This window comes from Bacillus sp. FSL R5-0286 (assembly GCF_038593245.1).
Lineage (GTDB): Bacteria > Bacillota > Bacilli > Bacillales > Bacillaceae > Bacillus > Bacillus altitudinis.
Genome location: NZ_CP151977.1, coordinates 2,280,856 through 2,293,669, shown reverse-complemented (window position 1 = coordinate 2,293,669; position 12,814 = coordinate 2,280,856). Strand labels below are relative to the sequence as shown.

General features: G+C 40.7%; 15 protein-coding genes. 13 read left to right on the top strand and 2 right to left on the bottom strand.

Translation table 11 applies throughout. The features are described 5' to 3' along the window. The 7 genes from NST24_RS11765 (at position 1) to pstB (NST24_RS11735) (ending at position 8,201) form a co-directional block, all read left to right on the top strand. A complete protein-coding gene (locus NST24_RS11765) occupies positions 1-1,287 on the top strand; it encodes an MFS transporter (RefSeq protein WP_008342348.1) in 1,287 nt (428 codons plus the stop codon). 122 nt (positions 1,288-1,409) lie between these two features. Then, positions 1,410-3,545 (top strand): penicillin-binding protein 2, encoded by a 2,136-nt coding sequence (locus tag NST24_RS11760; RefSeq protein ID WP_017358000.1) that lies wholly within the window; start codon positions 1,410-1,412, stop codon positions 3,543-3,545. 214 nt (positions 3,546-3,759) lie between these two features. Next, positions 3,760-4,677: a phosphate ABC transporter substrate-binding protein gene (locus NST24_RS11755; protein WP_017367609.1), complete on the top strand. Its 918-nt coding sequence runs from the start codon at positions 3,760-3,762 to the stop codon at positions 4,675-4,677. Positions 4,678-4,756: 79 nt separating this feature from the next. Beyond that, a complete protein-coding gene (gene pstC, locus NST24_RS11750; RefSeq protein WP_017357999.1) occupies positions 4,757-5,683 on the top strand; it encodes a phosphate ABC transporter permease subunit PstC in 927 nt (308 codons plus the stop codon). Next, positions 5,683-6,567 (top strand): phosphate ABC transporter permease PstA, encoded by an 885-nt coding sequence (gene pstA / locus NST24_RS11745; RefSeq protein WP_007501259.1) that lies wholly within the window; start codon positions 5,683-5,685, stop codon positions 6,565-6,567. Before pstC ends, pstA begins: the two co-directional genes overlap by 1 nt. 32 nt (positions 6,568-6,599) lie before the next feature. Then, complete coding sequence (gene pstB / locus NST24_RS11740; RefSeq protein ID WP_186365908.1) at positions 6,600-7,403, top strand: phosphate ABC transporter ATP-binding protein PstB; 804 nt, start codon at positions 6,600-6,602, stop codon at positions 7,401-7,403. 15 nt (positions 7,404-7,418) lie between these two features. Next, complete coding sequence (gene pstB, locus NST24_RS11735; protein ID WP_017367606.1) at positions 7,419-8,201, top strand: phosphate ABC transporter ATP-binding protein PstB; 783 nt, start codon at positions 7,419-7,421, stop codon at positions 8,199-8,201. 44 nt (positions 8,202-8,245) lie between these two features. Here pstB (NST24_RS11735) and NST24_RS11730 read toward each other — a convergent pair whose 3' ends face one another. Both NST24_RS11730 and NST24_RS11725 read right to left on the bottom strand, forming a co-directional pair. Next, complete coding sequence (locus tag NST24_RS11730; RefSeq protein WP_008342335.1) at positions 8,246-8,746, bottom strand: endolytic transglycosylase MltG; 501 nt, start codon at positions 8,744-8,746, stop codon at positions 8,246-8,248. Then, positions 8,743-9,090 carry a hypothetical protein gene (locus tag NST24_RS11725; protein ID WP_003217285.1) on the bottom strand — a complete coding sequence of 116 codons (348 nt, stop codon included), beginning with the start codon at positions 9,088-9,090 and terminating at the stop codon, positions 8,743-8,745. The genes NST24_RS11730 and NST24_RS11725 overlap by 4 nt, the downstream gene beginning before the upstream one ends. Positions 9,091-9,541: 451 nt before the next feature. Between NST24_RS11725 and rpmG the strand changes: the two genes are divergently transcribed. From rpmG to NST24_RS11695, 6 genes are all read left to right on the top strand, one after another. Continuing rightward, positions 9,542-9,691 (top strand): 50S ribosomal protein L33, encoded by a 150-nt coding sequence (rpmG, locus tag NST24_RS11720; RefSeq protein WP_008360061.1) that lies wholly within the window; start codon positions 9,542-9,544, stop codon positions 9,689-9,691. 49 nt (positions 9,692-9,740) lie between these two features. After that, a complete protein-coding gene (locus NST24_RS11715; protein ID WP_342461802.1) occupies positions 9,741-10,301 on the top strand; it encodes a 5-formyltetrahydrofolate cyclo-ligase in 561 nt (186 codons plus the stop codon). 84 nt (positions 10,302-10,385) lie between these two features. After that, a complete protein-coding gene (locus tag NST24_RS11710) occupies positions 10,386-10,649 on the top strand; it encodes a hypothetical protein (RefSeq protein WP_342461801.1) in 264 nt (87 codons plus the stop codon). A gap of 89 nt (positions 10,650-10,738) precedes the next feature. Beyond that, positions 10,739-10,912, top strand: coding sequence for a hypothetical protein (locus tag NST24_RS11705; protein ID WP_017367602.1), 174 nt, complete (start codon positions 10,739-10,741; stop codon positions 10,910-10,912). 86 nt (positions 10,913-10,998) lie between these two features. Further along, positions 10,999-12,537 carry a rhomboid family intramembrane serine protease gene (locus NST24_RS11700; RefSeq protein ID WP_342461800.1) on the top strand — a complete coding sequence of 513 codons (1,539 nt, stop codon included), beginning with the start codon at positions 10,999-11,001 and terminating at the stop codon, positions 12,535-12,537. A 70-nt stretch (positions 12,538-12,607) separates the two neighbouring features. Further along, on the top strand, positions 12,608-12,811 hold the full coding sequence (locus NST24_RS11695) for a YqgQ family protein (RefSeq protein ID WP_008342322.1): 204 nt from the start codon (positions 12,608-12,610) through the stop codon (positions 12,809-12,811). Positions 12,812-12,814 lie beyond the last annotated feature (3 nt).

The following is a 12,814-nucleotide window of genomic DNA, read 5'->3' as shown; positions in this document are numbered from 1 at the left end:
ATGAGCAGATTAAAGAAAATGTTCGGGGACATGGATGTCACAAGAGATTTATTGCTCCTCCTCACGATTGGCGGATTATACGCACTTGCGATTGCGCTTTCGAATACGTTTGTGAACGTGTATTTATGGAAACAGTCTGGGCGATTTACAGACCTTGCGATTTATAACTTGGCGATAGTTGTCCTTCAGCCCATTACCTTTTTATTTGCTGGTCGGCTCGCTAAAAAAATAGATCGTGCATTTGTCCTTCGTTTCGGTGTCATCTTCCTAGCCGCTTTTTACTTAATTGTTCTCATGGCAGGAGAGCAAGCGGCAGCTAGGCTCGTGTTATTAGGCAGTGTGCTTGGAATCGGCTATGGTTTTTACTGGCTTGCCTTTAACGTGCTCACTTTTGAGATTACTGAACCTGAAACAAGGGATTTCTTTAATGGATTTTTAGGAGTACTTACCTCTACAGCCGGTATGATCGGGCCGCTCATTGCAGGAATTGTGATTTCTCAATTAACGGATGATACAGGCTATACAGTGATTTTCACTTTATCGCTTTTTTTGTTTTCACTAGCGGTGGTGATGAGTTTTTTCCTCAAGAGGAGACAATCAAAAGGAAAATTTATCATTAAGCAAATTTGGAAAGAGCGCCATGCGGACGAGAATTGGCGTAAGATCACAACTGCTCACTTTTTTCAGGGGCTCCGTGAAGGCGTGTTTGTCTTTTTAATCAGTGTCTTTGTGTTTATTGCAACAAACAGTGAGCTTGCTTTAGGCACATTTGGTCTAGTCAATTCAGGTGTTGCCTTTTTTGCCTATTTTTTTGCTACCCGTTTGATTAAGAAAAAATGGCGTAAAAAAGCGATTATGTTTGGCGGGCTTATTTTATACGGCGCTTTATTTTTAATCGTCTTTCACTTGTCCTATGTATCACTGCTTATGTACGCAGTAGCCATTGCGATCGGCTACCCGCTTCTGCTTGTTCCGTATGTCTCTTTAACTTACGATGTCATCGGTCATGCCAGATATGCAAGGAAAGCCCGAATTGAATATATTGTCGTCAGAGAACTATTTTTAAATGCAGGGCGTATTTGTTCGATTGTCTTTTTTCTTTTATCTGTCACCTTACTGGGTGATCGGCTTGGGATTCCTGCTTCACTTGTCGTACTCGGAGCGGGGCACACCCTTATTTATTATTTTGTAAAGGACATTCATTTAAAAGAGAAAACAGCTGATATAGAAGAGGCTGACGGTCAAAAGCCTGTTTCTCAAACGAACCTTATGAAGGGAGAAAGGTAAAATTTCTTACCAATGGAACATCAAATTTCTAGATAAATGATAGAAAAACCGCTAAAATGATGATGGCACCTTTTATACACAAAAAGGGGTGCCATTTCTTTCTTGATAGAAAAGGTGATGTGATGAGAAACAAGAAAAACAAAAAAGACGCGAAGGAAGGGCGCAAAACACTTCCGATCCGGCTGAATTTATTATTTTTAGCTGCGTTCATTATTTTTACCGGTGTTGTGGTCAGACTCGGTTTTGTGCAGATTGTGAATGGAGAAGATTATAAAAAGCAGGCAGAAAAACAAGAAGACGTAAATGTCAGCTCATCTGCTCCGCGCGGAAAAATTTATGATCGAAACTATAACACGATTGTCAGCAATAAAGCGCTAAATGCCATTACATATACGAGAACCTCGACGACTTCACAAGAAGAGCGGCTCAAAGTGGCAACAAAATTAGCAGATATGATTCACGTAAGTACGAAGAAAATCACAGATCGTGATAAAAAAGATTTCTGGATCTTAACCCATCCGAATGAAGCGAAAAAGCTTGTTCAAAAAGAAGCCGATTTAAAGGGTGACGATAAGGTCTCTGATGATAAACTATACGAGCTCCAGCTGAAACGCATCACAGACAAGGAATTAAATCAACTGACGAAAAAAGATTTGCAAGTGCTTGCGATTAAAAGACAAATGGATGCAGGCTATGCACTTACGCCTCAATTCATTAAAAATGAAGATGTAAAACCAAGTGAAATTGCTTACGTCTCTGAGCATTTGGACGAACTGCCAGGTGTAGATGTCACAACAGACTGGTCACGCAGCTACCCTTATAAAGGACTGCTCCGCAGTATGCTCGGCAGTGTGTCTTCAAGTGATGAAGGTCTTCCATCGTCACTGCTTGAACATTATCTATCCCTCGGCTACAGCCGAAATGATCGTGTAGGAAAAAGCTATCTTGAATATCAATATGAAGATGTCCTGCAAGGTCAAAAAGAAAAAGAACAAAGTACAACAGATAAAGAAGGCAATGTCACAAGCTCTAAAGTGTTAACAGAAGGAAAGAGCGGGAAAGACCTTGTGCTGACGATTGATATTCAGCTGCAAAAAGCGGTGGAAAAAATCATCGAAAAGAACTTGAAAAGTGCGAAGCAAAGAGGCGGCACAGAACTTCTTGATCGTGCGTTTGTTGTCATGATGGACCCGAGAAATGGGGAAGTGCTCTCGATTGCGGGTAAACAGATTACCAATAAGAATGGGACATACAAATTTGATGACTATGCACTAGGAACGATGACATCATCATATGCGATGGGATCAGCAGTAAAAGGGGCAACTGTGCTGACAGGTTATAAAACAGGCGTCCTTCATATTGGAAGCACCCAATACGATGAACCGCTCTATATCGCTCAGTCACCGCCGAAAAAATCCTATCAAAATATGGGACTCATTAATGATTTAACCGCACTAGAACGTTCATCAAACGTGTATATGTTTAAAACAGCGATTGCAATTGGGAAAGGGGAATATCGTAAGAATCAGCCGCTCCCAATTGATACAAAGGCGTTTGATACGTTCCGTTACAATTTTAGTAAATTTGGTCTTGGAGTGGAGACAGGTATTGACCTGCCAAACGAAGCAACTGGCTATCGTGGAACGTCTACACAATCCGGTCTTTTACTTGACTATGCGATTGGACAATATGACACGTTTACACCGCTGCAAATGGCGCAATACGTTTCTACGATTGCCAATGGCGGCTATCGGTTACGTCCTCAGCTCGTAAAAGAAGTGAGAGAGCCAGATCCGCAAAGAGGCATTGGGGCTGTAACAGAGTCCGTCAAGCCGGATGTACTGAATAAGCTCGATATGACAAGTGATGAGATCAAACGCGTACAGCAAGGATTCAAGCTTGTGATGCAGAACCCAAGAGGGACAGCATATTCGAACTTTGGCAACAAAAAATACAATCCAGCTGGCAAAACAGGGACCGCTCAATCATTCTATGACGGCCCGATTAAAAGCAAACGCGGCACACCAACGTATAACACAACACTTGTTGCGTATGCGCCTGCTGATAATCCAGAAGTAGCGATTTCAGTTGTCGTGCCTTGGGTGTATCAAGATTACAACCAGCGCTATCCGATTACAAATGATATTGGTGAACAAGTATTAGACAAGTACTTTGAACTGAAATCAAAACAGGAAAGCAATGATACACAAGCGAAGAACAAAAACAAAATTGAAAATGAAGCAGAAACAAATAACTAGACCTATTCTAGGTAAAAACGCTCACTTTTTGTGGGCGTTTTTTTATATTTTCTTCAAACTTTTCGATATAAATTGACAAAAATCATAAAAAACCCCGCAATTTCTCTACAAATCTTCGACATTTACAAAACCTTAACATTCCATTTAAACGAAATTAATAAAGAACCTTTAATGTATTACTCGTAGGACAAATTATTCAGGGGGTATTCTTGAAATGAAAAAGAACAAATTATGGCTGCTTACTTTCCTTACTATCGCATTGTTAGCATTCGTCACAGCATGCGGAAACAGCAGCTCAAGCGGAGATTCAAAAGACAGTAAAGGAAATGCTTCAAACAAAGATGAGGCATCAGGTTCCATTACCATCTCAGGATCATCTGCGATGCAGCCTTTAGTTCTTGCGGCAGCAGAAAAATTCATGGATAAACATCCAAAAGCCGATATTCAAGTACAAGCCGGCGGTTCAGGAACAGGACTTTCTCAAGTATCAGAAGGATCTGTACAAATTGGGAACTCAGATGTATTCGCAGAAGAGAAAGACGGAATCGACGCAAAAGCTTTAAAAGACCACAAAGTAGCAGTTGTTGGAATGGCGGCAGCTGTTAACCCTGAAGTTGGTGTCAAAGACATCACAAAGGACGAATTGAAAAAAATCTTCACTGGTAAAATCAAAAACTGGAAAGAGCTTGGCGGGAAAGACCAAAAAATCACACTTGTGAACAGACCAGACTCATCAGGAACTCGTGCAACATTTGTGAAATATGCACTTGACGGCGCGACACCTGCAGAAGGAATCACAGAGGATTCTTCAAACACAGTGAAAAAGTTGATTGCAGAAACACCAGGTGCGATTGGGTACCTAGCATTCTCTTATTTAACAGATGACAAAATTACACCGCTTAGCATTGATGGTGTGAAACCAGAAGAAAGCAATGTAGAAAGCGGTAAATATACAATTTGGGCATATGAGCACTCTTATACAAAAGGTGAGCCAGAAGGTTTAGCAAAACAATTTTTAGATTACTTGATGAGTGACGAAGTACAAAAAGAAATCGTTAAAGACCAAGGTTACATCTCAGTCTCTAATATGAAAGTAGAAAGAGACGCAACAGGCAAACAAACAGATAAGTAAAAGGTCTTGAATTGATGATGAAGGAAAAGTGGAGCTTTTCACTTTTCCTTTTATGACATTCATAGGAGTGTAGAAAAAGATGAAACAGATAGAACATACAGAAGCGAGCGATCGACTGATCAGCTCGAAAAAAAATAGGCAAATGGATGAAGTAAGAGGAAGTATTTTGGTGAAATTTTGCGCATTCTTAATGATTGCTGTATCAATTGCCATCACAATCTTCCTTGGCATTAAGGGTTTACAATCTTTCATCGTAAATGGTGTAAGCCCAATTGAGTTCTTAACCAGTATCAATTGGAACCCTACAGCAGAAAATCCGCAATACGGCGCATTTCCATTTATCTTTGGATCAATCGCTGTCACGCTTCTATCAGCACTCATAGCAGCACCGCTAGGCATCGCAGGAGCGATCTTTATGACAGAAATTGCACCTGCATGGGGACGGAAAATTCTCCAGCCAGTGATTGAACTGCTTGTAGGGATTCCATCCGTTGTTTACGGATTCATAGGTCTTACAGTATTGGTGCCGTTTATTGGACACTTCAAGTCAAGCGGTTCAGGGCACAGTGTGTTAGCAGGAACGATTGTCCTGTCTATTATGATTCTGCCAACTGTTACATCCATTGCAACTGACGCAATGGCTTCACTTCCAAAAAGTTTACGTGAGGGATCGTATGCATTAGGTGCAACAAGATGGCAAACGATCAGACGTGTTCTTGTACCTGCAGCGCTTCCGACATTAATGACAGCAGTCGTGCTTGGAATGGCAAGAGCATTTGGAGAAGCCCTTGCCGTTCAGATGGTCATTGGAAACACGCGTAATCTACCAGAAAGTATTATGGACACAGCTGGTACATTAACAACCATTATTACGTTAAACATGGGACATACAACGTATGGAAGTGTTGAAAACAATACACTTTGGTCAATGGGACTTGTCCTTCTAGTTGTATCATTTATGTTCATACTCATTATCAGATACTTGTCATCTAGGAGGAAGATTTAATGAATAGCAAAATGACCGATCGTTTTGCCACAATCGTTTTTGGATTATGTGCCGCCATTATTACGGCGATACTTGTTGGCTTGTTTTCTTATATCATCTTCAACGGTGCCAAAGAATTAAATTTTGACTTTTTGACTACCCGCTCAAGTGCGATTGGCTCTGGTGGCGGTATTAGGGATCAGCTGTTTAACTCGTTTTACATTCTATTTATTACGATGCTGTTTACCGTGCCTCTTGGCGTGGGCGGCGGGGTGTACATGGCAGAATATGCACCTCAAAACAAAGTGACTGATTTTATTCGTACATGTATTGAAGTGTTATCTTCTCTGCCATCGATCGTCATCGGTATGTTTGGTTTGCTGATGTTTGTTAATTTAACAGGATGGGGCTATACGATTATCGGAGGAGCCCTTGCGCTGACTGTCTTTAATCTGCCAGTGATGGTCAGGGTGACAGAAGATGCACTTCGATCTGTACCGAAGGATCAAAAGGAAGCATCGCTTGCGCTCGGTGTGACAAAGTGGCATACAGTGAAGACGGTTCTGATCCCAGGTGCGATTCCATCCATTATAACTGGAGCAATTTTAGCATCGGGAAGAGTTTTCGGTGAGGCGGCTGCTCTTCTTTTCACAGCAGGTCTTTCAACACCGCGTCTTGATTTTACAAACTGGAGTCCTTTCTCCGATACGTCACCACTAAATATTTTTAGACCGGCAGAAACATTAGCCGTTCATATATGGAACGTCAATACACAGGGGATTATTCCAGATGCAGAGGCCATTGCAAATGGTGCATCAGCCGTACTTGTGCTCTCTGTATTAGTATTCAACTTAGCAGCTAGATGGCTTGGTTCATTTATTCATAAGAAGCTTACGTCAAAATAAATAGTGAGAGGTGTGAAGGGGATATGGTTCAAATGCTAGCAGAAAAAAAAGAGATTGCAGCAAAAAAGGCTCCACTTCAAGCGGAACAGATTCTACAGGTGCAGGATTTAAGTATTTATTATGGTGAAAAAAAAGCAGTCAATCAAATTTCATTTGAAATTGAAAAAAATGCAATTACGGCATTAATCGGCCCATCAGGGTGCGGAAAATCGACTTTTTTACGCAGCATTAACCGCATGAACGACCTAATTCCAGGTGCACGAAGTGAAGGGGCGATCATGTACGAAGGGTTAAATATTTTGGATGACCGTATTAATGTGGTGAATTTAAGAAGAGAAATCGGGATGGTCTTCCAAAAGCCAAATCCATTTCCTAAATCCATCTACAACAACATTACACATGCGCTAAAATATGCGGGTGAAAAAAGGAAATCAGTGCTTGATGATGCGGTAGAAGAAAGTTTAACAAAGGCAGCGCTATGGGATGAGGTCAAAGATCGCTTGCACCGCTCTGCCTTATCATTATCAGGAGGCCAGCAGCAGCGCCTCTGTATTGCACGTACCCTTGCGATGAAACCTAGCGTGCTTTTATTAGATGAACCGGCTTCTGCCTTAGACCCGATCTCAAATGCAAAAATTGAAGAACTATTATCGGAATTAAAACATGATTATTCGATTGTCATTGTCACACACAATATGCAGCAAGCGTTACGTGTATCTGATCATACAGCCTTTTTCCTGAACGGTGATCTAGTGGAATACGATGCGACTGAACGTATCTTTACACGTCCTGCGCAGCAAAAAACAGAAGACTATATTAATGGTCGATTCGGATAAGGCGGGTGGATTTTGATGAATGCAGTAGCAACTGAAACAGCCAAAAAAGAAGTGTTTCGTGTGAATGATATGAACCTTTGGTACGGACAGCATCACGCACTGAAGCATATTGATTTAGACATTAAAGAGCATGAGGTCACAGCGATTATCGGTCCGTCCGGCTGCGGAAAGTCAACATTTATAAAGACCTTAAATCTCATGGTCAAAACAGTGCCAGGTGTGAAAATCACCGGGGATATGATGTATAACGGTGACAATATTTTAAAAGGTCGTGTCGATCTAGTGGAACTGCGTAAAAACGTCGGGATGGTCTTTCAAAAAGGAAACCCATTCCCTCAATCTATCTTTGATAATGTCGTCTACGGGCCAAGAATTCACGGGGTGAAGAGCAAGCAGCAATTGAAAGAAATCGCTGAAAAAGCGCTTCGTGATGTTGCCCTTTGGGATGAAGTGAAAGATCGATTAAGTGCGCCTGCATTAGGTCTTTCCGGCGGTCAGCAACAGCGTCTTTGTATCGCAAGAGCCATTGCCACAAGCCCGGATATTCTATTAATGGATGAACCAACATCTGCGCTTGACCCTGTTTCAACATTAAAGATTGAAGAATTGATCATGAAACTGAAAGAGAAATATACGATTGCCATTGTGACGCATAATATGCAGCAAGCGGCAAGGGTATCAGACCGAACAGCGTTCTTCTTAATGGGCGAGCTTGTTGAGGTCAATGATACGAATGTGATGTTCTCAGAGCCAAATGATCAAAGAACAAATGATTATATATCAGGACGATTTGGATAATCAAAAAACCCCTGGAGGTCAATGCCGCCAGCGGGTTTTTGATGTTATTTTGTTAAGGCTTTGACGATTTGTTTGAATGTCATACCTGTTTTTAAATTGAATTTGCCGGCACGAATTTCTTTATGGTAGCCTGCGTCTATCACATAATCATTAAAATCTTTAGACGAGTTGATGATTCCGTCCTTTTCAAGCATGTCTGAAACATCACTTGTGCTCATACCGTTTTTAATCACGAATTTAACCGTTTTGCCTTTTGGCTTGTCCGTTGTTTGTTTATCGTTCTGAGAATCGCCGTCTTCATTTGCTTTCAGCGCTTTTTCTTTATAATCAAGAAGTTGTTGATATGTTTCACGGCTGACGGAGACTTCTTTTTTAGAGTCTAAGTAATTTTTCACGTCAGTGTCTGTCACTTTCGCTGCGAGGGTTTCTTTTGTTGTAGAATCAGCTGCCGCTTCATCTTTTCCAGTAAGGAAAAAGACGATCGCCAGAACACCAGTTGCAAGAATCATACCTGCTGCAAACGTTTGGATGCTTTTTTTCGTCATACAAGCACCCTCTCGTTGTCTTTAATGATCATGTTCACATCTTCTACAGATACATGCTCAGCGCGCGCAATCGCCTCAGGAGACATGCCATTTTGATGCTTTGAAATGATTTGTCTTGCAATAGATGGATCAATTTCTGAATGCTTGCGGACAACGATGTTTGTTTCAAGCAATTCTTCTTCAAGAACCTTCATTTTCTTTTTCAGTTTATAGATTTCTTGCATTGCAGATAGTTGAAGTGTTTCAAGTTCCTGTTCGACTTCTTTAATCGGCTCTCTTTGAAAATATGAGAATGCGATCAGTACAATACTGACAACAAGCAATCCGATAATTGCAATTTCCATGTTTCATCACCTTTTATTCATATTTTAATGCTGAAAGCCAAAAAAGGCTCTCATGATTGTTTCAGACAGTTTTCGACCCTTCTTTTTTATACCATAAAAAAGCTAGTTTCAAAAGGAATTGCTGAAAAAATCACCTTTTTTTCATCATTTTTCTTTTTATAGGGAAACCAAGTATGAAAACCTTGCCCGCTGTTAAAATAAAAGAAGACGGATCAGATGAAAAAAAGCTGTGGAACAAAGAGGGGGTTCTTATGTATACAGTACGACAAAGAACGTGTTTTTATAGGGGAGAAGGCGATTTTTCATCACATGACCAGACAATATGGATCAGGATGCGGGTGGAATGCATTGAAAAATGAAATTGGTGAAAAAACATTCTAGCATTCCTTAGCTAGAAGTGGTATTATAGTTAGGTCTGAATGTGAATTGATTTTAGTTTGGAGGGAAAAACATGCGCGTAAATATTACTCTAGCTTGCACTGAATGCGGTGAGCGTAACTATATTACTAAAAAGAATAAGCGAAACAATCCAGATCGCGTTGAATTCAAAAAGTATTGCTCACGTGATAAAAAACAAACTTTACATCGTGAAACAAAGTAAGCAGCAGGGAATTTTCCTGCTGTTTTTTTATGATGGGAGATGAACCTGTATGAAAAAGGAGCTCCGCCTTCAAACATTGGCCATGCTTGATCAGATAAGCGCTGAAGAGTTCAATCGCCACGCTTCTCTACTTCATGAACACTTGTTGCAACTGCCAGAATGGAAACAGGCGAAAACGCTTGCTTTGACTATGTCTAGGGGAAAAGAAATACCGACAATGCCTCTGATTGAAAAAGCGTGGGAAGAAGGAAAAACAGTTTGTATTCCCACCTGTTTTCCGAAAACAAAAGAGATGGTGTTTTATGAATATACACCTGAAACAAAGATGACATCCAGCTACTTTGGACTATTGGAGCCAGACCCTCTTGAGTCTACAGCTGTTCATAAAGAAGCCATTGATTTGATCATTGTCCCTGGGGTGTGCTTCGATCAACGTGGTTACCGGATTGGGTTTGGTGGGGGCTATTATGATCGCTACTTAGCGGACTACCACGGCGTAACCATTGCCCTTTGTTTGTCTTTACAGCAGACGAGGCATATTCCGGCTGAAGCGCACGACATACCGGTATCTATGATTGTCAGTGAAAAAGGTACGTTATATCAAAAGTGAAAGCCCGCTCATTGTCCAAAAACGGGCTTTTTGTGTTGAGCTCGTTTCATTAGCTCAGGGCATTTTAGCTAGTAGGAGTCATATATGAAAAAATTTCGAGGAAAGAAAAGATACTTCCGTAATTTGTGGGAGGAAGTGAATACTTTTGACTTACAACTCGAACATGATTCATGGGTTTATTTTTGGCATACACACCTTGATTTTTTTGGAGTCGGAAAAATAAGAAGAGAGCATATCAAAGCGTTCAAAGATTTAATCGCCCTTCATCAATTTGACGTTTCTTATGATCAATCAGAGTTTGAAGAGTTCTATTATATTCAATCAAAAGAACAAGGGATTAGAGTGTGAAAGTAGATCGCATGGTAAGAGATAAAAATGATGGTTCATGCATAAACAAATCCTATTTAAGCCACGATACGAACATAGGAGGGAATATGATGAATAAAATGATTTGGAGCATTGTGTTCACACTGTTTGCATTCGTTCTTGTGCAAAATCGTTATCGGCTCATGAATTTGATCTTAGGTCAAAACCAAGTGCGTCACTTTTTTATTAAATGGCTGATGAAAATCCCATATTTTCGGACGAAATTTATTCGCCAAGCATTCTAATCCCGCAAAAGCCGGGATTTTTTTGTTGAGAAATGCGTATAAGAGTAATTCTTGCTATAATAATGTAAAAAATGGAGCGCGAATGAATGAATGTCATAGATAGTCTATTTTGGCGAGTGATTGATGAACTCAGACAAAAAGGATACGAGATGATTCAAAGTCCGTACCCAGAAGATGAAATCTTTTTTGAAGCACCACGAAACTCAGGATATGATCTCATCCGTCTCTATAGAAGAGATGTGAATTTTAGACAGGAGATCGTTCGAGATATGGAAGAGCAGGCCTTTCGGATGAATCAATTGAGAGAAGCCATGCGTAAACGTTCTCTCCATCTCCTGCAGCTACAATTTACAGCTGATCATCCAGTAGATGATTGGGAAGACATAAACGGTCAACCGCAAAAACAACAAAAGGTGACGGTGACACCTGTTTTACTGAATGAAGAAACCCTTCAAAACGATGGACACGAGCTGCAAAAATGGCTGAATACATCACTCTCGATTGATGTAGAAGAGGCGAAGGCAGATACAGCCGAAGATGTGATGCAGCTTAAAATGAACGTGCTTCAGGCATTTCAAGATCAGGAAAAGCAACGTGAACGAGAACGGGCCGTTTTTCAAAATGGCAGACCGATTTTTACCTACTTGTTAATCGCAGTTCAAGTGGTGATGTTTCTTTTACTTGAATTATCTGGTGGAAGTACCAATACAGCCACTTTAACAGCATTCGGTGCGAAAAATAATGTGCTGATTTTAGAGGGTGAATGGTGGCGTTTTGTGACACCTATGTTTTTACACATTGGTTTGACGCATTTACTCTTTAATACATTTGCTCTTTGGTCCGTTGGAGCGGCTGTTGAGAGAATTTATGGTTCAGGAAGATTTTTGCTAATTTATTTAATTTCCGGCATCTTTGGCTCCATAGCGAGCTTTGTGTTTAATACAGCCATCGCAGCAGGAGCATCAGGTGCGATCTTTGGCTGTTTAGGCGCATTGCTATATTTAGCGATCTCTAACCGGAAGCTCTTCTTTCGTACGATGGGGACAAATATTATCGTGATTATCCTCATCAACTTAGGGATAGGTTTTACTGTATCAGGGATTGATAATGCAGGGCATCTTGGGGGGCTTGCTGGCGGATTTTTAGCCGCTTTAGCGGTCCGTCTTCCTAAACAGTTTCAGCCTGTCAAAATGCTTCTTGCTAGTCTTCTTCTCCTCCTTATTGGCGGCTTTGGATTGTATACAGGGTTTCATTCAGACGATCAAAAAGAAGCGGCGGCAACTAGCGAGGCAGCAAGTTTATTTGATGAAAAGAACTATAGCGAAGCAAGTCAGCGTCTAGAGGAATATGTAAAGCAAAAGGATGCCTCTGCTGAAGCACTTCATATATATGCGCTTTCCGAAGCGCAGCTTGGACATCTTGACAAGGCCATTGAGTATTTGCAAAAGTCGCTTGAAAAAGATCCAAATGAGCCGAATAAATTGTATCACTTATCGTTGTTGTATGTAGAAAAAGGCGAGACAGCGGAAGCAGACGACTTCATCAAAAAAGCATTAAAACAAGATCCGCAAAATGACCAATTTTTAAAGTTGAAACAATATATTGAAAACACTCAAACACGTTGAATGACTTGACTGAAAGCGTATTTATGAATACGCTTATCCTATCTGTTGATTTAGAGAAATGGTGAAAATAATGAAAACGTTATATGATGTACAGCAGCTGCTCATGAGATTTGGAAATTACGTGTATTTCGGAGATCGTGAAGTGGAATTAGAATTTATGGCAGATGAATTGAAGGAAATGTACACATCGGGCATCATCGATCGAACTGAATGGTCAAACGCAATGACCATCCTTCAAATGGAACTAGCCAAATTAAATCGAAAAACAATGTGAAGG

What these genes read in the sequence shown, in the direction of transcription:
- NST24_RS11765 (WP_008342348.1), top strand. Translation starts at nt 1, where the DNA reads ATGAGCAGATTAAAGAAAATGTTCGGGGACATGGATGTCACAAGAGAT.
- NST24_RS11710 (WP_342461801.1), top strand. Translation starts at nt 10,386, where the DNA reads ATGAAAAAATTTCGAGGAAAGAAAAGATACTTCCGTAATTTGTGGGAG.
- pstC (WP_017357999.1), top strand. Translation starts at nt 4,757, where the DNA reads ATGAAACAGATAGAACATACAGAAGCGAGCGATCGACTGATCAGCTCG.
- NST24_RS11730 (WP_008342335.1), bottom strand. Translation starts at nt 8,746, where the DNA reads ATGACGAAAAAAAGCATCCAAACGTTTGCAGCAGGTATGATTCTTGCA.
- NST24_RS11700 (WP_342461800.1), top strand. Translation starts at nt 10,999, where the DNA reads ATGAATGTCATAGATAGTCTATTTTGGCGAGTGATTGATGAACTCAGA.
- NST24_RS11760 (WP_017358000.1), top strand. Translation starts at nt 1,410, where the DNA reads ATGAGAAACAAGAAAAACAAAAAAGACGCGAAGGAAGGGCGCAAAACA.
- NST24_RS11725 (WP_003217285.1), bottom strand. Translation starts at nt 9,090, where the DNA reads ATGGAAATTGCAATTATCGGATTGCTTGTTGTCAGTATTGTACTGATC.
- NST24_RS11755 (WP_017367609.1), top strand. Translation starts at nt 3,760, where the DNA reads ATGAAAAAGAACAAATTATGGCTGCTTACTTTCCTTACTATCGCATTG.
- NST24_RS11695 (WP_008342322.1), top strand. Translation starts at nt 12,608, where the DNA reads ATGAAAACGTTATATGATGTACAGCAGCTGCTCATGAGATTTGGAAAT.
- pstB (WP_017367606.1), top strand. Translation starts at nt 7,419, where the DNA reads ATGAATGCAGTAGCAACTGAAACAGCCAAAAAAGAAGTGTTTCGTGTG.
- rpmG (WP_008360061.1), top strand. Translation starts at nt 9,542, where the DNA reads ATGCGCGTAAATATTACTCTAGCTTGCACTGAATGCGGTGAGCGTAAC.
- pstA (WP_007501259.1), top strand. Translation starts at nt 5,683, where the DNA reads ATGAATAGCAAAATGACCGATCGTTTTGCCACAATCGTTTTTGGATTA.
- NST24_RS11705 (WP_017367602.1), top strand. Translation starts at nt 10,739, where the DNA reads ATGAATAAAATGATTTGGAGCATTGTGTTCACACTGTTTGCATTCGTT.
- pstB (WP_186365908.1), top strand. Translation starts at nt 6,600, where the DNA reads ATGCTAGCAGAAAAAAAAGAGATTGCAGCAAAAAAGGCTCCACTTCAA.
- NST24_RS11715 (WP_342461802.1), top strand. Translation starts at nt 9,741, where the DNA reads ATGAAAAAGGAGCTCCGCCTTCAAACATTGGCCATGCTTGATCAGATA.